The sequence below is a fragment of the Pseudomonas sp. Arb-4-2C genome (assembly GCF_055755015.1).
This window is the reverse complement of sequence record NZ_CM146899.1, coordinates 459,357-480,888: the sequence shown is the minus strand read 5'-3', so window position 1 is coordinate 480,888 and position 21,532 is coordinate 459,357. Positions and strand designations below refer to the sequence as shown.

Annotated in this window: 16 protein-coding genes, 1 other RNA gene and 1 pseudogene; 14 read left to right on the top strand and 4 right to left on the bottom strand. The window is 56.1% G+C overall.

Annotation, left to right across the window (positions count from 1 at the left end; translation table 11 throughout):
• Window positions 1-75: 75 nt before the first annotated feature.
• From AC0J41_RS02050 to AC0J41_RS01985, 14 genes and pseudogenes are all read left to right on the top strand, one after another.
• Window positions 76-900, top strand: a complete 825-nt coding sequence (locus AC0J41_RS02050) for a (Fe-S)-binding protein (protein WP_473014443.1) — start codon at window positions 76-78, stop codon at window positions 898-900.
• On the top strand, window positions 897-2,351 hold the full coding sequence (locus AC0J41_RS02045; protein ID WP_473014442.1) for a LutB/LldF family L-lactate oxidation iron-sulfur protein: 1,455 nt from the start codon (window positions 897-899) through the stop codon (window positions 2,349-2,351). Before AC0J41_RS02050 ends, AC0J41_RS02045 begins: the two co-directional genes overlap by 4 nt.
• Window positions 2,351-3,022: a LutC/YkgG family protein gene (locus AC0J41_RS02040; protein WP_473014441.1), complete on the top strand. Its 672-nt coding sequence runs from the start codon at window positions 2,351-2,353 to the stop codon at window positions 3,020-3,022. The genes AC0J41_RS02045 and AC0J41_RS02040 overlap by 1 nt, the downstream gene beginning before the upstream one ends.
• Window positions 3,019-5,829, top strand: coding sequence for an FAD-binding and (Fe-S)-binding domain-containing protein (locus tag AC0J41_RS02035; RefSeq protein WP_473014440.1), 2,811 nt, complete (start codon window positions 3,019-3,021; stop codon window positions 5,827-5,829). The genes AC0J41_RS02040 and AC0J41_RS02035 overlap by 4 nt, the downstream gene beginning before the upstream one ends.
• Window positions 5,830-5,958: 129 nt before the next feature.
• Window positions 5,959-6,237: a hypothetical protein gene (locus AC0J41_RS02030; RefSeq protein ID WP_025110473.1), complete on the top strand. Its 279-nt coding sequence runs from the start codon at window positions 5,959-5,961 to the stop codon at window positions 6,235-6,237.
• 96 nt (window positions 6,238-6,333) lie between these two features.
• Window positions 6,334-6,723, top strand: a transfer-messenger RNA (tmRNA) gene (gene ssrA / locus AC0J41_RS02025).
• 187 nt (window positions 6,724-6,910) lie between these two features.
• Entirely contained in the window at window positions 6,911-8,167 is a 1,257-nt protein-coding gene (locus AC0J41_RS02020) for an integrase domain-containing protein (RefSeq protein ID WP_473014439.1), read from the top strand.
• 314 nt (window positions 8,168-8,481) lie between these two features.
• Window positions 8,482-9,228 carry a hypothetical protein gene (locus AC0J41_RS02015; protein ID WP_473014438.1) on the top strand — a complete coding sequence of 249 codons (747 nt, stop codon included), beginning with the start codon at window positions 8,482-8,484 and terminating at the stop codon, window positions 9,226-9,228.
• Window positions 9,229-9,240: 12 nt separating this feature from the next.
• Window positions 9,241-10,371, top strand: a complete 1,131-nt coding sequence (locus tag AC0J41_RS02010; protein ID WP_473014437.1) for a hypothetical protein — start codon at window positions 9,241-9,243, stop codon at window positions 10,369-10,371.
• An 18-nt stretch (window positions 10,372-10,389) separates the two neighbouring features.
• Window positions 10,390-10,617 (top strand): annotated as a pseudogene (locus tag AC0J41_RS02005) (integrase); the annotation flags it as partial.
• 1,668 nt (window positions 10,618-12,285) lie between these two features.
• Complete coding sequence (locus AC0J41_RS02000; RefSeq protein WP_473015963.1) at window positions 12,286-13,686, top strand: YfjI family protein; 1,401 nt, start codon at window positions 12,286-12,288, stop codon at window positions 13,684-13,686.
• A complete protein-coding gene (locus AC0J41_RS01995; protein WP_473014436.1) occupies window positions 13,670-14,029 on the top strand; it encodes a hypothetical protein in 360 nt (119 codons plus the stop codon). The genes AC0J41_RS02000 and AC0J41_RS01995 overlap by 17 nt, the downstream gene beginning before the upstream one ends.
• Window positions 14,007-14,987: an integrase domain-containing protein gene (locus AC0J41_RS01990; RefSeq protein ID WP_473014435.1), complete on the top strand. Its 981-nt coding sequence runs from the start codon at window positions 14,007-14,009 to the stop codon at window positions 14,985-14,987. The genes AC0J41_RS01995 and AC0J41_RS01990 overlap by 23 nt, the downstream gene beginning before the upstream one ends.
• A complete protein-coding gene (locus AC0J41_RS01985) occupies window positions 14,984-15,289 on the top strand; it encodes a hypothetical protein (protein ID WP_473014434.1) in 306 nt (101 codons plus the stop codon). Before AC0J41_RS01990 ends, AC0J41_RS01985 begins: the two co-directional genes overlap by 4 nt.
• Here the strand turns inward: AC0J41_RS01985 and AC0J41_RS01980 are convergent.
• From AC0J41_RS01980 to AC0J41_RS01965, 4 genes are read right to left on the bottom strand one after another with little or no spacing between them, the layout of a single operon-like run.
• Window positions 15,245-16,504 (bottom strand): restriction endonuclease subunit S, encoded by a 1,260-nt coding sequence (locus AC0J41_RS01980; protein WP_473014433.1) that lies wholly within the window; start codon window positions 16,502-16,504, stop codon window positions 15,245-15,247. The two genes, AC0J41_RS01985 and AC0J41_RS01980, sit on opposite strands and share 45 nt — an antisense overlap.
• Window positions 16,505-18,139, bottom strand: coding sequence for an HsdM family class I SAM-dependent methyltransferase (locus AC0J41_RS01975; RefSeq protein WP_473014432.1), 1,635 nt, complete (start codon window positions 18,137-18,139; stop codon window positions 16,505-16,507).
• A complete protein-coding gene (locus tag AC0J41_RS01970) occupies window positions 18,133-21,243 on the bottom strand; it encodes a type I restriction endonuclease subunit R (protein ID WP_473014431.1) in 3,111 nt (1,036 codons plus the stop codon). The genes AC0J41_RS01975 and AC0J41_RS01970 overlap by 7 nt, the downstream gene beginning before the upstream one ends.
• A 28-nt stretch (window positions 21,244-21,271) precedes the next feature.
• Window positions 21,272-21,478, bottom strand: a complete 207-nt coding sequence (locus AC0J41_RS01965; protein ID WP_473014430.1) for a helix-turn-helix domain-containing protein — start codon at window positions 21,476-21,478, stop codon at window positions 21,272-21,274.
• Window positions 21,479-21,532 lie beyond the last annotated feature (54 nt).

The window sequence follows — 21,532 nt, the reverse complement described above, 5'->3', positions numbered from 1 at the left end:
GCTGCTGAAAGCCACACGCTCTATATTCAGCAGCCTCAGCGGACGGATAACCGGGACCACCCGGAGACACGCCTGATGAGCGAGCTTTTTTACAACGCAGTGCCAAACGCGACCCGTGTTGCACCGCCACTGCCCGAACCTCGGCAATACCCCAGCGAGAAACCGTCGCGGGTCTACCTGTTCGGTACGTGCGTGGTCAACCTGTTCTACCCCGAAGCCGGGATGGACGCGATCCACTTGCTGGAGCGCGAAGGGATCACGGTCGAGTACCCGCAAGGGCAGAGCTGCTGCGGGCAACCGGCCTACACCTCGGGTTACACCGAGCAGGCGCGGACGGTCGCGCGCTCGCAACTGGCGCTGTTTGCCGGGGATTATCCGGTGGTGGTGCCGTCGGGTTCCTGCGCGGGCATGCTGCGCGAGCATTACGCCGACTTGTTCAAGGACGAGCCGCAAACGTTGAAACAGGTGCAGGCCTTGGCGGCCCGCACCTATGAACTGGCCGAGTTCCTGCTGTTTGTCTGCAAGGTGCAGCTCAAGGACAGCGACGAGCCGGTCAAAGTCGCGCTGCACACGTCGTGTTCGGCACGGCGCGAAATGAATACCCACCTGCACGGCCGCGAGTTGTTGGCGCAGTTGAGCAACGTGGAGCGGGTCAACCACGATCACGAAAGCGAATGCTGTGGCTTCGGTGGGACATTCAGCGTCCGTATGCCAGACATATCCGGCGCGATGGTGGCGGACAAGACCAAAGCGTTGAAGGACTCTGGCGCACATAAGGTATTGAGCGCCGACTGTGGCTGTTTGATGAACATCAACGGCGCATTGGAGAAACAAAAGGAAGCGCTGCGCGGGCAACATCTCGCCAGCTTTCTGTGGCAACGAACCGGAGGTGCGCAATGAGCACTTCCGCGATTATTCCTACGGTCGCCGTAGAAGAGGATTTCCGCACCCGGGCACACAATGCCCTGGGCGATGCGCAGTTACGGAACAACTTCCGCACTGCCATGGATTCACTGATGACCAAGCGGGCCGCGGCTTTCAGCGATGCCCACGAAAGAGAACACTTGCGCGCCCTGGGCAACTCGATCAGGGCACGCGCACTCTCCAAGTTGCCCGACCTGCTCGAGCAACTGGAACAGAACCTGACCCGCAACGGTGTGACGGTGCACTGGGCGGAAACGGTGGACGAGGCCAATGGCATCGTCTTGTCGATCATCCGCGCTCACGAGGCGCGGCAAGTGATCAAGGGCAAATCGATGGTCAGCGAAGAGATGGAGATGAACCATTTCCTCGAGGCTCAAGGTGTTGAATGCCTGGAGTCCGATATGGGGGAGTACATCGTCCAGCTCGACCACGAGAAGCCTTCACACATCATTATGCCGGCGATCCACAAGAATGCCGGTCAGGTCGCGTCCTTGTTCCACGACAAACTTGGCGTGGAATACACCAAGGACGTTGACCAACTCATTCAGATCGGTCGCAGAGTCCTGCGGCAGAAATTCTTCGAAGCGGACATCGGCGTCTCCGGTGTCAACTTCGCCGTCGCCGAGACCGGCACCCTGTTGCTGGTGGAAAACGAAGGCAACGGGCGCATGACCACCACCGTGCCCCCGGTGCACATCGCCGTCACCGGCATCGAAAAAGTCGTGGAAAACCTGCGCGACGTGGTGCCGCTGCTGTCGCTGCTGACCCGCTCGGCGCTGGGCATTCCGATCACCACCTACGTCAACATGATCTCCGGCCCGCGCAAGGAACATGAACTCGACGGCCCGCAGGAAGTGCATCTGGTGCTGCTCGACAACGGTCGCAGCCAGGCCTTTGCCGACAGTGAACTGCGTCAGACCCTGAACTGCATCCGCTGCGGCGCCTGCATGAATCATTGCCCGGTCTATACCCGCGTCGGCGGCCACACCTACGGCGAGGTTTACCCAGGCCCCATCGGCAAAATCATCACCCCGCACATGGTTGGCCTGGCGAAAGTTCCGGATCACCCGAGCGCTTCGTCGCTGTGCGGTGCCTGCGGTGAAGTGTGCCCGGTGAAAATTCCGATCCCGGCAATTCTGCGCCGACTTCGCGAAGAAAACGTCAAAGCCCCGGACGCGCCGCATCAAGTGATGCGCGGCCAGGGCAGCAAGTATTCGCGCAAGGAACGCTTCATCTGGAATGCCTGGGCGAAACTCAACAGCTCGCCGACCCTGTATCGACTGTTCGGCTTCTTCGCCACACGCCTGCGTGCGCTGACACCAAGTAATGTCGGACCGTGGACGCAAAACCACAGCGCACCGAAACCCGCTGCCCGCTCACTGCACGACATGGCCCGCGAGCATCTGGCCAAACAGGGAGACCGCTGATGAGCGCCAAGCAAAATATCCTCGCCAAGCTACGGAAAAGTCTGACCGGCGCCACACCGATTGCCGACGACTTCGACGTCGACCTGGTGACGCAGCCTTACACCTACAGCGCCGAACAACGCATCCCGCAACTGCGCAAACTGATGGAAGCGGTGCACACCGAAATCCATCTGACGACTGGCGCAGACTGGCCGGCGCTGCTCGCGCAATTGCTGCGTGATCGCCAACTGCCAAGCCTGCTGATCGCACCGACGACGCCCCATGGTCAACGCATCACACAACACTGGGCGAACAATCCCGATCTGCCGGCACTGAAATCCTACGACCGACCGATGGAGGAGTGGAAAGCCGAGCTGTTCAACGACACCCCGGCCAGCGTCACCGGCACCCTCGGTGCCATCGCCGCGACCGGTAGCCTGATCCTCTGGCCAACCCGCGAAGAACCGCGGTTGATGAGCCTGGTACCACCGGTGCATTTCGCCCTGCTCAAGGCCAGCGAAATCCGCGATAACTTCTATCAGGTGCAACAGGAATTCGAGTGGGCGCAAGGCATGCCGACCAATGCGCTGTTGGTGTCCGGCCCGTCGAAAACCGCCGACATCGAACAAGTGCTGGCGTATGGCGCACACGGCCCGAAAGACCTGGTGGTTCTGATTCTGGAGGACCAATGACGTTACCGGCGACTTTCCTGCGAGATGCGCAACAACTGATCCCGGCCGAGCGCCGTTTTGATGACCCATTGTCGACCCTGGCCTTCGGCACCGATGCCAGCTTCTATCGGCTGATTCCCAAACTGGTGATCCGCGTCGAATCCGAAGACGAAGTGGTGGCGTTGCTGAAACTGGCCCAGCGCGATCAGGTTCCGGTGACCTTTCGCGCCGCCGGCACCAGCCTTTCCGGGCAAGCGATCAGCGACTCGGTGCTGATCGTGCTTGGGGATAACTGGAACGCCCGCGAAATTCGCGGCCAAGGCATGCAAATCCGCCTGCAGCCGGGCGTCATCGGCGCGCAGGCCAACGCATGGCTGGCACCGTTCGGACGCAAGATCGGCCCAGACCCGGCATCGATCAACGCCTGCAAGATCGGCGGCATCGTCGCCAACAACGCCAGCGGCATGTGCTGCGGCACGGCGCAAAACACCTATCACACGCTGGCCGGGATTCGTCTGGTGCTGGCCGACGGTACGCGACTCGACACCGAAGACGCCGCGAGTGTCGCAGCCTTTCGCGATAGCCACCGCGAACTGCTGGAGCGCCTGGCAACGTTGGGCCGCGAGACCCGCGCCAATGCCGAACTGGCCGCCAGAATTCGCCACAAATACCGTCTGAAAAATACCACCGGCCTGTCGCTCAATGCGCTGGTGGACTTCGATGAGCCTGTGGATATCTTGAGTCACCTGCTGGTCGGCTCCGAAGGCACCCTTGGATTCATCAGTGCGGTGACCTACGACACGGTGATCGACCCCCCGAACAAGGCTTCGGCACTGATCGTCTTTCCCGATGTGGAAACCTGTTGCAACGCCGTTACCGTGCTGAAAAGCCAACCGGTCTCCGCCGTGGAACTGCTGGACCGACGCAGCCTGCGCTCGGTGCAGGACAAACCGGGCATGCCTTCTTTCGTACAACAGCTGTCGGACAATGCCTGCGCCCTGCTGATCGAATCCCGCGCGGCCTCCTCCGCTTTGCTACAGGAGCAACTGGCGCAGATCATGGCATCGCTCAGTGGTTTCCCGGTCGAAAAGCAGGTCGACTTCACCGAAGACCCGACTGAGAACGCCAAACTCTGGGCGATCCGCAAAGACACCTTCCCCGCGGTCGGCGCCGTGCGCAAAACCGGCACCACGGTGATCATCGAAGACGTGACCTTCCCGGTCGAGCAACTGGCCATCGGCGTAAACCGCCTGATTGCACTGTTCGATAAACATGCCTACGACGAAGCGATACTTTTCGGACACGCACTGGAAGGCAATCTGCACTTCGTCTTCACTCAAGGCTTCAACAGCCCGGAAGAAATCGTACGCTATCAGGCGTTCATGGACGACGTCGCGCAACTGGTGGCGGTGGAGTTCGGCGGTTCGCTGAAGGCCGAACATGGCACCGGGCGCAACATGGCGCCGTTCGTTGAACTGGAATGGGGTAGCGACGCCTATCAGTTGATGTGGCAGCTCAAACGCCTGCTCGACCCCAACGGCATCCTCAACCCGGACGTGGTGCTCAGCGAGGATCCGCAGATCCACCTCAAGCACCTGAAACCGTTGCCAGCGGCTGACGAGATCGTCGATAAATGCATCGAATGCGGCTTCTGCGAACCGGTCTGCCCGTCGAAAGGACTGACCCTCAGCCCACGCCAACGCATCGTGATCTGGCGCGACATTCAGGCGAAAAAACGCGCGGGTGTCGACACCACCGAGCTGGAAAAAGCCTACGAATACCAAGGCATCGAAACCTGCGCAGCGACTGGCCTGTGCGCGCAGCGTTGCCCGGTCGGCATCAACACCGGTGAGTTGGTGAAAAAGCTTCGCGCCCGTCACGCCACGCATCAGAAAACCGCTGACTGGATCGAAGGAAATTTCGCCAAGACTCTGCAAGGCGCACGCTTCACCCTGCACGTGGCCAACGGCGCACGGATGCTGCTCGGCGCACCGCGTCTGGGCAAACTTTCGGCGACGCTGACGCGCTTGTCCAAAGGCCAGGTGCCGCTGTGGACCAATGCGATGCCGCAACCGGAAAAAGCCATTCGCTTCAGCCCGAGTGTCTCCGATGAGCGCCCGCGCGTGGTGTATCTGGCGGCGTGCGTATCGCGGGTCATGGGCCCGGCGGCGGGTGACAAGGAGCAGATGTCGCTCTACGACAAGACCCGTGGTCTGCTGGAAAAGGCTGGTTACCAGGTGGTCTTTCCGGACAATCAGGACAACCTCTGCTGCGGTCAGCCCTTCGCTTCCAAAGGCTATACCGAACAGGCGGAACACAAGCGTCAGGAACTGATCGGCGCGCTGCTTCACGCCAGTCGCGGCGGGCTTGATCCGATCTATTGCGACACCAGTCCGTGCACCCTGCGCCTGGTTCAGGACGTGGGAGATGTGCGCCTGGACCTGTACGATCCGGTGCGCTTCATCCGTACGCACCTTCTCGATCGCCTGGATTTCACCCCGCAGGAAGCACCGATTGCGGTTCACGTGACGTGCAGCACGCAGCATCTGGGCGAGAGCCAGGCACTGATCGATCTGGCGCGCAAATGCAGCAAGACCGTGGTCATCCCGGAAGGCATCCATTGTTGCGGGTTCGCCGGTGACAAGGGTTTCACCACGCCGGAGCTGAACAGCCATTCGCTGCGTACGCTCAAAGATGCGGTGCAGCATTGCAGCGAGGGGATTTCCACCAGCCGCACCTGTGAGATCGGCCTGACGCAACACGGCGGGATCGACTATCACGGGCTGGTCTATCTGGTGGATCGGGTGACCCGGACCAAGGCCTGCTGAAGAAAAATAGAACCCTTGCGCGCCACCGTAGTCCACAGAACAGGCCCCGAAAATCGGGGCTTTTCCTCCACTCGGTTGCCCGTCCTGACGGCCAGCGAAGTCTGGATCCCTCAGTTCAAGGAGATACACATGAAACGTTCTGTACTGTTAGGTCTGTTCGTGACGGCCTCGATGCTGGCCTCCACCTCGTTCGCCGCCGACAAACCTGCCGACCTGTGCGATGCCAATATCCAGACCATCAACAATGCGAAGGGGCAGCTGTCAGCGAACCCGGAACTCAGTCAGCGTGCAGAAGCCAGCGTGAGCAAGGCTCAGGCGCTCAAAGCCCAGGGCAAGATCGACGACTGCGTTGCGGAAACCTCGCAAACCATCCTGGAGCTGCGCAAATCCACCGGCACCAACAATTGATTCACGCCCGGGCCAACCTTCGGGTTGGCCTTGCAGGCCGTTTGGCGTACACTGCACAGGCTTGTTGCCTCACATGATGTACGAGGCAATGAGTTCGGGGCCGATTAGGATTCGACGCCGGTGACGAAACTTTAGGTGCATGCCGACTTGGTAACAGAAGTCGTAAATCCACTGTTGCAACTTCTTATAGTTGCCAATGACGACCAATACGGTGCTGCTCTCGCTGCTTAATTGCAGCTGACATGCACTCCTGGTGCCTTCGGGCCCAGCAATCATCAGGGGATGTCTGTAAACCCGAAATGATTGTCATATAGAACAGAATCGCCGTGCAGTACGTTGTGGACGAAGCGGCTAAAACTTACACAACTCGCCCAAAGCACCCTGCCCGTCGGGTCGCTGAGGGTTAACTTAATAGACACGGCTACGCATGTAGTACCGACAGCGGAGCACTGGCGGACGGGGGTTCAAATCCCCCCGGCTCCACCACTTCATCATCTAAAGACGTCCACGGACGTCTTTTTTTGTGCCTGAAATCCAGTAAATACGGGGGTTTCAGGGCTATTGGTGGCTTTCGAGGTTTTTTGAGTTCCAGACGATTTGGTATTCCCAATGGTATTCCCGGCTACCCGAGGCTAATCTTGGGAATACCAAAAAGTGTCATGGAGTACATCTCATGTGCGCTCAAACCACCCGCCTCTCCGACCGCCAGCTCAAGGCGATCAAACCGAAAGACAAGGATTACGTCCTCACCGATGGCGACGGGCTCCAGCTGCGAGTTAGGGTCAATCGCTCGATGCAGTGGAATTTCAACTACCGGCATCCCGTCACCAAAAATCGAATCAACATGGCACTCGGCTCTTATCCCGAGGTTTCTCTTGCGCAAGCTAGGAAGAAAACCGTTGCGGCCAGAGAGCTGCTTGCACAGGGTATCGACCCCAAAGCTCAACGCAATGAGCTACAGGAAGCTAAACGAGCGGAAACGGAACATACGTTCGAGAACGTGGCCACCGCCTGGTTCGAATTGAAGAAGGATTCCGTCACACCAGCGTATGCCGAAGACATCTGGCGCTCGCTCACACTGCATGTTTTTCCAAGTATGAAATCAACGCCGTTATCGGAAGTGAACGCCCCGATGGTCATCAAGCTGCTTCGTCCAATTGAGGCCAAAGGCAGCCTCGAGACGGTTAAGCGAGTGAGCCAGCGCCTTAACGAGATCATGACCTACGGGGTCAACTCCGGAATGATCTTTGCCAACCCTCTCAGCGGCATTCGAGCGGTGTTCAAGAAACCCAAGAAAGAGAATATGGCCGCGCTACCACCTGATGAGCTTCCGGAGCTCATGATGGAAATCGCGAACGCCAGCATCAAGCGGACGACCCGCTGCCTGATCGAATGGCAACTTCATACCATGACCCGCCCTGCCGAGGCGGCCACCACTCGATGGGCAGACATCGACTTCGACAAACGCATCTGGACCATCCCTCCGGAGCGAATGAAAAAGCGTCGTCCGCACACAATCCCGCTGACCGAACATGCACTCTCGTTATTGGAGACGCTTAAGCCCCATAGCAGCCACAGGGAATATGTGTTCCCGTCAGATAGAAACCCGCGCACCCACGCGAATAGCCAGACAGCCAACATGGCGTTGAAACGCATGGGCTTCCAGGACCGCTTGGTCAGCCACGGCATGCGCTCCATGGCCAGCACCATCCTGAACGAACATGGGTGGGATCCGGAGCTCATCGAAGTCGCACTGGCGCATGTCGACAAGGATGAGGTGCGGAGCGCCTACAACCGAGCCGACTACATCGAACGCCGGCGTCCGATGATGGCTTGGTGGAGTGAGCACATCCAGAAAGCGGCCACTGGCAGCCTGTCGGTAGCTGCCATCAATGACACTAGGAACCGCAATGTCGTGCCGATACGGTGAGCGGTCACCTGTTGGCGACAGCGGCGACAACCCGCGTAATCCGTAGCGCGCAGCATGGCGACAGACATGGCGACTGTCGCCAAGTACACCGCTGCTCTTACCCCAAAATCAAAGGCTTGAAATACCGGTAGTTGCAGAGGTGCTTAAGACTTGTTTAGTCAGGCCGATAAGCAAAGAAATTGAAGCCTCGCGTCAGGGCTTCACGCGTCTCGATCACTTCGGCTTCACTGTGAAAATGATCGATTAAAATTTATATTAATCAGAGTTACGCACCTGCAGAGATTTCAGGGCCTGCACGAAAGAGGGAGTAGCTCGTGGCGTATGAAGAAGATGTGGTCAATGGTGATAAGGATTTGCTATCGCTTTTTCAGGTGGCAGATGCTGCAGATGTAGGTTCACTCGTGGACTTTCTTACTGATTCTGGTGACGGGCGCCTGGCAATGGCTGCCGATGTCCGTAAAGCGCTGGTAGCCGCGAAGCAGAAGAACAAATACTCACGCGATACTCTGTTGCTACTGATCCGCGAACTCCAGCTCTTTGGAGGAAACAGCATTGCTAACTTAATCCGCCGGACTGGCGTCCCGTACGCAGAAATTGTGCGGGATGTCCTGAAATACGTCGGTGGCAGCGTAACGGGGAATGAGTCAGTCGAGACGCTTGAATTGAAGGTTTTGGAGAAGCTCGTAACCAAGGTCTGGGAGAAGATGAGCGCTCAAGAGCGTGCTGACTTTGCGCGGAAATTCCATGACACCAATGGCGCGATTGATATAGGGCTGGCGGCAATACTCGCGGCAATACGCGGTGGAGGGCTCGGTGCGGCCAAAGCGGGCTTTATAGGCGTAAGTGGCATTGGCGCTTTGTTAGCTGAAGGCGCTTTCTCAGTAGGAGTGACTACGGTTACTGGACGAGTAGCGACTGGGTTATTGGGCCCGGTCGGCGTGGCGCTGGCGGGGGCTGCCGGTGTACATCTTGCGGCCAAAGAGGCGTACAGAGTCACATTGCCATGTGTCGCGCAAATTGCGTACATTCGACAAAAGCACGCGGGCGCGTCCGCTGGGTAAGGGAAGGCAGACATGAAGTCAGTAAACGAATCCCCGCACTGCTCATTTGCAACCGATGTGGTAATCATCGGTGTGGATGGGGACAAGCCTTTGGTGACCCTGAGGTCATTGGATACCATACCCAAAGGCTCTACATCCATCGATAGATCCTCACTAGGCATCGATAAACTTTCGCCGCTATTGCAGGCTATCCCCAGTGCAGCGGTAGCCACAGAGGTTGCACAGTCGCGTCTGATGGAAGTTGTAATTGACGGCCCGCTTGCAAAGGTGGCCAACGGAGAGGGCTTCCGCGCTTTTACAATCGAGGGCGGCAAGATCAAAGAACATGCGAGCTTATTCGAGCCGGAGCGTCTTCAAAATCTGGTCAATTCCGCCGCGCTATTTCAAATCGCGTCGGTAGTCGTGGCGCAGAAGCACCTTGCCGATATCAGCGCCAAGCTCGACGAAATAAAAGCCGGCATTGATTCCATTGCGTCTTTTCTTGCAGATCAACGTAAATCCGAAATCACTGGATCGTTGAAGTATCTTCAGCAGGTCGCGGCCATGCTTCAACATGGGGAACGGGATGACGCTGCTCGCGCTCAGTTGGAGGCGATTGAGCTTAAGCTCAGCGGTATCAATGATCATCTCAGCCTTGAACTGCTCGGACTCAAGAGGAAGGTGGTCGAGTTTGATTCTCCAGGGCTGTTTGACACGTCATCTGGCTTAACGGCCAAATTGGCAGCTGAACAAGAAAAAGCCGAACGACTCGTCGAGGAATGGAAGCTGTGTATGAGCGGTCGATGGGTCGCTTGTAGCCTTCTTGGGAAGATCACGGGCAAGACTTCACTGTTAGCTAAACGTCAGCAGGATCTCGAAGCAGAGGTGCAGGCCTTTTTCGGCTCTAACGGCCCCTTGGAAACGTTCAAGGACGCCGTGGACAAGCGTATCGATACGCTGAGTGCTGTCTGGGAATGGCAGTCCACACTCCAGCTCAAACGCATCGAGTTGCGTCAATGGAAAGAGGAAAGGTTGCCTGAGCTGAAGAATAACGCCCAGACTGAGATCCATCGAGCCCAGCAACTGCTGCTAGAAAGAGAAGCAAAGGTCACGCTCACTATCGAAATGCTTGATGGTCAATGCGTGGGGGCTTATCAGCTTTGATTCACAGCTCTGACGAACAGCACCATCTTGAATGAGCATGAGTGCGATCCGGAGCTGATTGAAATCGCGCTAGCGCATATCGACAAAGATGAAGTTCGGAGCGCCTACAACCGGGCGGATTACATCGAACGCTGGCGTCCAATGGTGGCCTGGAGGAGTGAGCATATCCAGAAGGCGGCCACCGGCAGCCTGTTAGCATCTGCGTTCAATCAAACCAAGGACCGCAACGTCGTGCCTATACGCTAAGAGTCTCCCAGATAACGCCGGTATGGGGATGCCACCCAGCGTGATCAGCGGCAGGCTCATCAATTGCTTCAGAGATGAAAAAACCCGCCGGGGCGGGTTTGATTGCTAAATAGGATCACCTGTCGAGTTGCGCTTGGGCTTCCTGCTCTTGATCGATGCAACCTGACAATATTTGGTAACTCCCGCCTACTGCTTTCGCTACTCGATCACAGTAAGCCAGTATCTTTGGCGAAGCGTTCTTGGCCGGGATCTCAGCCCGGGCATCTGCTTCTTGCTCTCGACAGCCGAGCTCAATCTGAGCGCTACCGCCCACTGCATCCGAAACTTTTCCACAGTATTTTTTTATATCGTAATCAGCCGCTTGAGAGAGAGCAGGCAGGCAGCTAAGGCACAATATCAGGGAAACTTTGCGGTACACAGTTGGAATCCTTTCGTTGGTGATGCCAGACAGTGCCATCATTCGGCTGGGCATTTCAATGACCAGCTTATGACCTCACAGAAAATGCATTACGCGGGCATCCCACCTGGCCACTGATGGTGTCGGCTGCCTTGCCCCAATCGGTCATCTTGACACTCTCACATCCAGACAGACTGATGACCGTTCCGCCCAGCAAAGAGTTGCCAGCCTGATCCGGCGCCCCGGCATGCAAAACCAGCCGCAAATGACGCCCCAGATGCTATGGCAGTTCTGTTGGCGACAGCGGCGACACCGGCGACAACCCGCATAATCCGCATAATCCGTTGCCTGCAGCATGGCGACAGAAGTGGCGACTGTCGCCGTTGCAAGCTTCGCGTTTGGGCCTTGTTCGGCCAAGCCCATGCGGGCGGGAAGGCTCCGCATTCCCGCCCGCATGGGCTCACATTAAAATCCGACGAACGACCACCCGGCCATGGAATGCCACCGATTTCCAAGATCTTCCAGCGCTACCGATTGGCGCAGAGTCGCATCAAAAAGACTGTTGACCGCGAGCAGAGCGAGCGCTACACCAGAACCGTACCAGCGCTGTCCTCGACAGCACCCAGGTAGCCAGAACCTTTGAGGCTACGCCACATTGTGGTGGTTCTCCCCAAGTGCGATTAGCGTCCGGCGGCTCGCACGGTCGCAGCGATGTGATGGATGCCCAATCTTCCAGAATGCCCACTGCGGCAACTCATGCCCCCTCCTGGCTGCTCTGCAGCAACTTATCCGCTTGGCTATTTCTTGCGCCAACCTTTTGCCCGTCTCTTTGCCCCCTAAAGAGACGGGCGCATATCACACTGCTGCAGCCCTGCTCGCACGGGCCTTTGCGGCTTTCCCCCTCGTGACAATCGGCGTGACAAACACCGAATGCTCACTCGCCACAGCGATGCCGATGATGGTGCCGCAGCCCATGAAATGGACTGCACCTGACTGACAGTCAGGCATGCCCCGGTCATCGCTTCACTGCCTTCACCCGACTCAGGATCTCGCGGTGCCGGTTTCGTCAGCCAGTGCAGCCTCCACCCGCCCACCGCTATCGGTGTTCAGGAGGCCAGATCATGAGATGCCCAAGCTCCCGGCCGTAAGGAGCCGTCAGTCCCGCGTTAGTGGACAAACCTCACAGGTCGCAGGGGCCTTGATCCCTGATAACACTCAACAACCGTGGCGGGATGAGTGAGGACGAAGTCGATAATCTCAGGAGAATTGCGATGCAAGTGTGCGAAGCGTTCGAGCCACCACAACCATTGCTGGAATATCAACAGGCGCCACTGCCCTACCCGGTCGAAGCACTGGGGGATCTGTTGGGCCCTGCGGTCAAGCGGCTGGCCGAGGTGATCGGCGTGCCCTGCGCCATGGCCGCGCAATCGGTGCTGGCTACTGCTGCCCTGGTGAGCCAGGGTCATGCCAATGTCCAACTCGACGGTCGAACCTATCCGCTGTCCCTCTACCTACTGACGGTGGCGTCCTCGGGTGATCGTAAAAGCGCGGTGGATCAGCTGGCACTGAAGGCGGCGCGCGACTGGGAACGACAGCAGTGGACCCTGTATGCGGAAAAGCTCAAAGCCTATCGCGCAGCCACCAACATCATGGCCAAACCCAAAACCTCAACGGAGCGTGCCGAGGCGAAAGGCGGTGAACTGTCCGAGCCAGTTCCGCCGAGACTGATCATTGCCGAGCCCACCATTGAGGCCCTAGTCAAAAGTCTGTGCCATGGCTTGCCCAGCATGGGCTTGTTCAATGATGAAGGTGGACAGTTCTTGGGTAGCAGCACCATGAGCAAAGAGAATCTGCTCAAAGCGATCACCACCTTGTCGACACTGTGGGATGGCAGCCCTATCGACCGGGCCCGCTCTATGGCCGGAGAAAGCCTGCGCGCCTATGACCGCCGCCTCAGCCTGCATCTGATGCTGCAGCCCTACCTGGCCAACCAGTTGTTCAAAGACCGGGTAATCAATGGCCAAGGTATCCTCGGCCGTTGTCTGATCAGTTGGCCCGAGCGCCTGGCCGGCCAGCGGCTCTACAAGGCGATCGACCTGACCCGAGATGCCAAGGTCCAGCGCTACCAACAGCGGATCACCGCCCTGCTGCAAAAGCCCTGGTCACTTCACCAGGATGGCTCACTCAATCCCGCCACGCTCGAGCTGACCGCCCGTGCCCGTCGTGCCTGGATTGATATTCACGACACCATCGAGTGCCAGTCTGGCGAGTTCGGCGAGCTAGCCGGCGTCCAGCCTTTCGCGGGCAAAGCCCCGGCGAATGTGCTGCGCATCGCGGGCGTGCTGGCCATGGTTGAAGAGGCCAGTCAGTTGGATGAAGCACACATCCAGCGCGCCTCCACGTTGATGGATTACTACCTGGCCGAGATCCAGCGCCTGACCGAACAGGAGCCAGTCAATAGCCGACGCGAAGAGGCGGATCGGCTGTTGCGCTGGCTGGTGCAGAAAGGCTGGACCCACTTCAGCATCCGAGACGTCAATCGCAACGGCCCTCGTTTTGCCCGCAAGAGCGCTGACCATACCGCCTCTTTATTGGTCGTACTGATCACTCATCGCTGGCTGAGCAGTCGCGATGGAAGAACCTTCGAGGTACGCCATGTTCCGCCTCAATGACGCGGTGCGCCGCTACCAAGCGCAACATCAACCACAACCTGAATCGAGGTGTGTCGCCGCCTCTGTCGCCACCCTGTCGCCACGCGCCAGGCCAGAAACGACGCGGGTTGTCTCCACTGTCGCCGCTGTCGCCACACCACCCTTGGACCCTGCCCTCCTCGCCCGGCTGATCGAGCAACTGCGTGAGGAAGGGGCACTGCTGCAACACCACGAGAACACCCTCCTGATCCGCCCGACACACTGGCGGCAAGTGGACAGGCTCAGCCCCCACTGGAAAGCCCTGCTGCTCTTTCTGCAAACAAGCGAAAACGGTGAAAATAATGGCTCTGGTCAGTCGGCGTGATGGTCGCAACTTTGGCTACGGCCGCCATCTGAGCTACGCCGGCCCACAAGCGCTAAAGGATCTGTTTGCCGGCGGCCACTTCGCCACGGTCAAAGCGCATAGCGATCGCTGGCAAGCGTTCGTGCGCTGGTGTCGATCAGAGGATGGCCCCGGTTACAACGATGCGCGTCAGATCGATCGACGGACGCTGCAAGACTACGTCGCGTATCTGCGCCAGCAGATCCAGCAAGGTGAACTCTGCATCGCTACCGCGCAGAACCGCCTGAGCAGCGTCAACCGCACCCTCGCTGCGCTGCGCGGTGATCAGGACGTGAGGATCGCAAGTCCGAGCCAGGCGTTGGGACAGAAGCGCTCGAGCGTACGCACCCGCGCGCCGGATGGCCAAGACTACCAACAGGTGCGGCGAGTGATTGAGGTGCTTGGCAAACAGCAACACGATCGGGTGGCCGCGATTGTCCTATTGGCCCGAGCAACCGGCATGCGCCTGCGCGAAGCAATCCTAGCTGACCTGCCACGACTGCAAAGCGAAGCCGAACACTTAGGTCGCATCAACATCCAGGACGGCACCAAAGGCGGTCGCTCAGGCGCTTCCGCACCGCGATGGATCGTGGCCAATGAAGAGGTGAAGGCGGCACTGCATTTGGCTCGTCATGCCTCGCCGACCCGCAGCCGCAACTTGCTGACCCGAGACGAAAGCTACGCCGCGTTCCTGCAACAGACGGTGCTCCCCACCCGCGAAATACTGCATGAGCATGGGCTAAAGGGTTTCCATGAATTGCGAGCGGCCTACGCGTGCGAACGTTACGAGCAGCTCACTGGGCACGCCGCACCGGTCAATGGCGGTCACTGCTATCGCATTGACCGCGACCTTGATCAGCAGGCGCGGCAACAGATCAGCGTGGAGCTCGGACATAACCGGATCGATGTGGTTTCGGCCTACATTGGAGGTCGAGCGTGAGCAAGCCGTTCGATATGGCGCTGTTCCTGAGCGGCGTACTGACTGGCTCGAAGGCGACTCAGCAACGACACCTGCGGCAAGCTCGGATCATACAAGCGGCTATCCAACAGAGATGGCAGCGAGACAATCCCTGGAGTTGGCAGCTTAAGCATGTCCATTGGTTTTTAGCTCACCACCTCCAGGCTCATTCTGATGCAACCCGGTATTACTATCACCTCACTGCTCTGGTGATTTGGAAGCGAATGGGCAAAAGCCAGTTATTGCTGATCGGTTTCCGTCACCGTGACCTGGCCGTTCATTAGCATGGGCAGTAACCAGTCGCGAAGCTGAATGAGTTGCTGATTTTCTTTGGTGTTGTTGGCGATTTTCTCGAACGCGGGCTCAGCGAATTCTGCAAATTTCTCGATCAGATTCTTCGGCGGAATTGCCAGCTTGGTCAGTTCAATATCATTCGAGACAATAGAGTCGAAGACAGAGCCGGAGGATTTAACTTGTAGATGATGGATCAATTCTTTGGCGAGAAAAAACAGAAATGAGTGACTGACCCCTGGCTTGGCTCGCAGAGCGTAGCAGGATTGATTCATCGCCATATCGACTCCAGCCAGCACCAGCTTGCCGACGGATCCACGTGCCGTAATGAAAACGGTATGTTTACCAAACAGCTTGGTGCTACTACTCTTCAGGCCTTCCAAAGTGATGTAATCTGCCGTCGAAAATTTGAAGATGACACCGTCCGCATCGGTTGGAGTGAAAAAGGGAATATCTCCGCCCCAATATTCAGGTTTCTTTTTCGTGGGCGTACCGCCGCCAAGTAGATCAGCGACAGCCAGAATACTTGATTCTGTCCACCCGCACGGAATCTCACGTTTCAGTATGGTGTTGTAGACCATCCTTCCACCGGAGATTTTGTAGGGATTGCCGTTAACGTCGGGAAAATCAAACTGCGAAAACCAATAGTCGTACAGAGTCTTGGCCATCGATTCAAGCTCAGCGTTGATGCGATTATTGCAATCAATTTTAGAGTCGATGACAAATAGGACGCGGGCGATCTCGCTTTGCTTCGATTTATCTATATCAGGAAAAACAATTTCCTTAGCAGCACCAATATTAAAATGTTTTTGTATAGCACCAACAAGCTGGCCTTTTACTTGAGATCCGGTAATTGAATTTATGTAATAGGACACGAAATACGGATCAAGTTTTTCTCCGCACTTTATAATCACCAAATCGGAGCAATTTGCCTCTTCGAGAAAATCCGGTATAACACATGACGCCCCAGGCTTCCCCGTTCTAACAACAACCACATCCCCCGGACTTATAGCTGATTTCTTAATTTTTTCATGAAATTTCTTTGATACAAACTTTAGATCAGATGGATCAAACAAAAACGGACGAACATTCAACGAGCGTAGAAATGGAATTCCGCTATCGACGTACTCGCATGCCATCGACCCTACGTAACCAACGGTTATTTTTTCTGCTAGCTCTCCGAGGGGCTTACTTTTTTTGGCCAACATTTACATAAGCCCCAACGATTTTATTTTCGAAAATATTTGCGTCTCCAGAGACTTGGACTCAGAAAATAAGCCGTCTAGATTTTTACTAAACCCTTGTAGCTTTTCGCGGAACTGGCTCGGCGTCAAATCGGCGTACTCTATGTTCACCTCAAAGTACTGACCGGCACCGAAGCTGTAATTTTTGGTAGCGATCAGCTCATAGTTAACTACTACCGAAAAATCTTTTATCTCCTTCTTTCCATTAAAGGCGACGATAATTTGATCCTCTTCGGACTCGGAAAGGAGGGTTTTCTGGTTCTTACCGTCCTTGACTTTGGTACCAAGACCGGATGCGTCGATCAGAACCACTTCATCTTTATTAGCGGCATCAATGAACAAAATTGACACATTAGTTCCAGTTGTGGCGAAGATGTTGCTGGGCATGGAAACTACGCCAGCTAGCATTCTATTATCGACCAAATGCTGGCGAATTTTCTTGTCTATACCGCTCTGCGCAGTAATAAAGCCCGTGGGCACGACCACAGCGGCTTTGCCGCCTGGCTTGAGCGAATGGATGATATGCTGTAGAAACAGCTGATAGATAGCCATCTTGTCGACAGCTTGCTTAGGGACGCCCGGTACTCCGGCGAAGAAACGCTCCTGATATTCCCTAGTGTCCAGCTCATTACGGAAATCACTGAAATCCATCTTGAACGGTGGATTGCTGACAATGTAATCGAATTTTTTAAGCGCCTTACCCTCCCGATGATAAGGGTGAAGCATGGTGTTACCCTGGATGATGTGAGGTATGGAATGTACTAGGTTGTTGAGGATTAAATTTAGACGCAGTAGGCTTGATGATTTTTGCGAAATATCCTGCGAGTAGATGCTGCAACGTTGCTCACCGATAGCGTGGGCAATATTCATCAAAAGAGTGCCGGAGCCAGCGGAAGGGTCGTAGCAGCTCACATTCCTGATTTTGCCACGCACATTAAGCGGTACCAGGATGGCAGCCATAATCTTCGCCACCGAGTGTGGCGTGTAGTACTCGGCGTATTTACCGCCACTGTTGCTGTTATAGTCTTTTATCAGATATTCGAAAAGCGAGGCGTAAAAGTCGTATTTCTGAGTAAAGATACGCTCGAAGCTAAACTCCACCAATTTGTTAATTAGCGCACGGCAGAAGTCGTCGCGTTTTGACGGGTCGGAAATGTATTCGCTGACGCGATCAAACAGCGTGACCTTGGCTCCTCCATCGGTTTTCACCGCAAAGATATCATTGTTGGTAATGGCTATGTCACGCAGGGTGTCGTCAAACAGTTTTGCAAACTCAGGCTCGTTCTGCCTACCAAACAGATGGGCGAGAAAGTGCTCCGGCTTCAGGCGGGCGGTATCCGCCCCCATCTGCAGTTGCAACATTTCGAGTTCGTCAGTAGTAAGGCTGGTAATGGCCTGTTCCCAAGTGAGCGCTTGACTTAACTCGGGACGAATTTTCTTGGCTTCGAAGGTAAATTTGTCATTGAGGAACTTATAAAGAAAGACCTGGGTGATGATCTTGAATTCGTTACCATCGTTGCCCAGACCATAGGCAGCGCAGATGGCCTTAAGACTGTCGATCAGACGTCGAGTGCGTTGTTCAAATTCCTGCGTTACCACGTACGTGTTCCTATTCGGGTGCCTGAGGCAAATTCATTTATGTACTCGGCCACCACCAACTGATTGATGGTGTGGGAAGCAGCTGGGGTGAGCTGGATTTTCTGGCGGTTTTGGAACTCGCCAATCACCAGTGGCATCATCATCCGCACGAAATAGCTTTCGTTGTTCACAAGCTGGGTATTCTGCAACACCTGCTCATCGGCCTGCTGTTTGACGCCTGAAAGCGCTTCAAATAGACGACGCTCGGTTTGGGTGAGATCGCCACGCTCGTTCAGGCGCTTGTGGATGCGAGTGTATTTGGCATCGCCCTGGTACTTAGCGCGGAGCTGGTTGTTTTGCCGGTTTAGCTCTTTGACCTGGTCATGAATATCCCTAAGCGCGCCTATGTTGGCAGTCATTTCCTCTTGAGTGACTTCGTTGAGCTTCTTTTTCTTGAACAGTAGCTCCAGCGCTTCTCTGAGAGTAATGAACTTGGGGTCTTGCTGGTCGAAATTGTCAGCCAGAGCCTCGCGAGTCTGTCGCAGGGTGTTTTTGAGCTTGTCAGCCAGAACCAACTCATCTTCTCGGACCTTGGTGAACATGAACAGCACATCTTCCAGCGCGAGGTTGAGCAGATTACTGGTATCAGTACTGGATTCGATGCTCTCTTTCAGGTTGAGCAGGTCGAGGTGGTTACAGGTTTCTCGGTAGAGCTGGTTGAGCTTCTGGAAATCAAGCTGCTGTAGAAACTCGTAATCACCCTGCAGGCGGATCAGGTTGTAGAGGCTGCGGGCGTCAGCCAGCGCCTTCTTGAGCGCCAGAACCGTGGCTCGATCCTGGATTTGGGTGACCTGCCTCGAAAACTCTTCGGCATTTGCGATGTTGAAGCTAAACAGGATGTCCTTGATCGCTTCGATTTCCTCGGCGATTTCTTCAGCGGATTTGAACAGATTTGAATAGTGTTCGACCTCATCGCCGAGCTCTGCCTGCAGCTCGTCAAAATAGGCCCTGTTGGTGGCGTCGAACTCCTGGCGAATATCGGCGAAATCGACCACGTAACCGTAGCGAAAATCTTTGTAAGTACGATTGACGCGGGTTAGCGCCTGCAGCAGGTTATGCGAGCGGATCACGCGGCCGAGGTAGAGCTTTTTCAGGCGCTTGGCATCGAAGCCAGTGAGTAGCATGTTGTAGACGAACAGCAGGTCAATCTTGCCCGCCTTGAAGTCTTCCACCCATTGCTTGCGCTCTTCCTTGCTGCCGACGTCGTGCAGGATCAGTGCAGCACTTGTGATGCGGTTCTCTAGCAGTCTACGCGCGGCATAACTGTCGGGCCGCGCGGCAGCGATCAAGACCTGTGAGGAGTCCTGCAGGTTATGGCTGGGCTGACCGTGTTTGGCATAAACGGCGTTGAAGATTTCAAACATCTGCCGGGCCTGCTCGGCGCTATCGCAGATCACCATACCGCCGATGCTCGCGTCGGCCAGCACACCGCGGCTCTTTTCGAAGTCACGCACGATGTATTCGAGCATGGGCTCGACGAACTTCGAATGGGCGTAAATGAGCTTGCGGTCGATGTCGCCCTGTTGCAGCTCTACGGCGGCCAGCGCTTCCTGAAGGACAAGCTTGTAGTTGGTAGCAATTTCTTCGCGGATCAGCCTCAGGGTATAGCCGTCGGCTATGGAAGCATTGTAGTAGTACTTGTGGATGTAGTCGCCGAACAAGGCGCGGGAATTGTAGTCGTCACCTAGCAAAGGGGTGCCGGTAAGGCCAATCTTAATGGCAGTGCGGTCCGATTGGCTCAGGTTGGCGAGGAAGCTACCCTGCGGGTTGTAGCTGCGATGCACCTCATCAAGGAAGTAAACACGCTGGATGTTGACATCGTAGTCCTCAGTACGCACCACGTCCGGGTCATCCTGGAATTTCTGGATGTTGACCACGGTGATCTCTGACCTGCCGCTGTGGTTGTGCAGCACCTGGGTGGACTTGATGTCTCGAGCGAAGGCTTCACGACTGTCGATGCTGTGTACGATCAGCCCCCGCCCAGTAAATTCGCGCTGTGCCTGGGTAAGCAGATCGAGCCGGTCGACAATGAAATAGAACTTGGGGATGATGCCCTGGCGCTGGAAGTAGTCCGTCAGAAAGCGGGTATTGTAATAGGCAAGCGCGGTTTTACCGCTGCCCTGGGTGTGCCAGATGATGCCCTTGCGTACGCCTGCATCGAGCTTTTTCTCAATTGCCTTAGTGGCGAAAAGCTGCGGGTAGCGCATGACGTGCTTTTGCAACCCGTCAGCCTCGTTGACATAGACGAGCGCAAAACGCAGCAGAAACGCCAGCCGTTGTCGGCTGAACAATGACGTGCATATGCGGTTGGTCGGTGCATCGGGATCTTTGTTACTGAGAAACTCAGGGCTGTGCTTGATGACGTTGAGATTGTTGTCGCGCAGCACTGCGTTCTCGACGTCGTCATCTTCTGCAACCAGCAGCTCGGCCAAATTCAACGCTTCCTCTTCACGGAAGTAGTTGAAGATTGGCAAGTCATAAGAAGGGCTAGCATAGAAAGCACCTTCGATTGGCTGCGGCGAGCCGTCTTCATACTCCATGTTGTTGGAGAAGACCATCAACTGGGTGATATTGATGAAGCGACGGAACCGCAGATTGCGACAGCGCGTGATGATACGGTTACGCTCGGCCAGCACACCTTCGCGGTTGTTGGGCTTCTTGACCTCGATAAAGGCCAGCGGCATGCCATTGATAAGCAGGGTGATGTCGGGCCGGAACTCATCATCACCATTTCGACATGGAAGCTCGGTCACAACGTGAAAACTGTTGTTATCGAAATTCTCGAAGTCGATCAGCCTGATGCCAGAGCGCTCGGTGAGCTTGTCGTAGAAAGCCTTGCCGAGATCTTCGTTGTCCAGCAAGAGCTTAACTTCAGCCAGCAGGCGATCGATGTCGTCGGCTTCCACACCAGGGTTGATTCTGGCCAGCGAAGAACAAAAAAGCGCCGGAAAGATATTGGTTTGCTCATCCCAGAAAGCCCCCTTTAGCGAGAGGTAGCTGTAGCCCAGGCGAACCAGATGCAAGATGCATGGGATCTTGACGCGCGAATCTTCACTGAAAACCATCAGGTGTGCTCTCCCTTAATACAATGCGCTAGCTGTGTTGCACCACGATGTCAGAGGCATCATCCGCCCCACCAGCCCGCACCCATTCGTCCACCTCGGAGAGCTGGAACTTCCAGAGTCTGCCAATGCGATGAGCCGGCATGCCCCGTCGCTCACGCCAGCGATAAACCGTGTCTTTGGCCACTCCTAAATGAAGGGAGACCTGCTCAGCTGTGACCCAAGGCTCGGTACTCATAAAACAACCTGACACGCTTATAGTCGATTAAAATCGGCTGAAGTCTACCAGTGC

Bases quoted from the DNA above. Each gene is read 5' to 3' on its own strand.
- AC0J41_RS02045 (WP_473014442.1), top strand. From the start codon at position 897: ATGAGCACTTCCGCGATTATTCCTACGGTCGCCGTAGAAGAGGATTTC.
- AC0J41_RS02035 (WP_473014440.1), top strand. From the start codon at position 3,019: ATGACGTTACCGGCGACTTTCCTGCGAGATGCGCAACAACTGATCCCG.
- AC0J41_RS01965 (WP_473014430.1), bottom strand. From the start codon at position 21,478: ATGAGTACCGAGCCTTGGGTCACAGCTGAGCAGGTCTCCCTTCATTTA.
- AC0J41_RS02040 (WP_473014441.1), top strand. From the start codon at position 2,351: ATGAGCGCCAAGCAAAATATCCTCGCCAAGCTACGGAAAAGTCTGACC.
- AC0J41_RS02020 (WP_473014439.1), top strand. From the start codon at position 6,911: ATGTGCGCTCAAACCACCCGCCTCTCCGACCGCCAGCTCAAGGCGATC.
- AC0J41_RS02000 (WP_473015963.1), top strand. From the start codon at position 12,286: ATGCAAGTGTGCGAAGCGTTCGAGCCACCACAACCATTGCTGGAATAT.
- AC0J41_RS02050 (WP_473014443.1), top strand. From the start codon at position 76: ATGAGCGAGCTTTTTTACAACGCAGTGCCAAACGCGACCCGTGTTGCA.
- AC0J41_RS01995 (WP_473014436.1), top strand. From the start codon at position 13,670: ATGTTCCGCCTCAATGACGCGGTGCGCCGCTACCAAGCGCAACATCAA.
- AC0J41_RS02010 (WP_473014437.1), top strand. From the start codon at position 9,241: ATGAAGTCAGTAAACGAATCCCCGCACTGCTCATTTGCAACCGATGTG.
- AC0J41_RS01970 (WP_473014431.1), bottom strand. From the start codon at position 21,243: ATGGTTTTCAGTGAAGATTCGCGCGTCAAGATCCCATGCATCTTGCAT.
- AC0J41_RS01990 (WP_473014435.1), top strand. From the start codon at position 14,007: ATGGCTCTGGTCAGTCGGCGTGATGGTCGCAACTTTGGCTACGGCCGC.
- AC0J41_RS01980 (WP_473014433.1), bottom strand. From the start codon at position 16,504: ATGTTGGCCAAAAAAAGTAAGCCCCTCGGAGAGCTAGCAGAAAAAATA.
- AC0J41_RS02030 (WP_025110473.1), top strand. From the start codon at position 5,959: ATGAAACGTTCTGTACTGTTAGGTCTGTTCGTGACGGCCTCGATGCTG.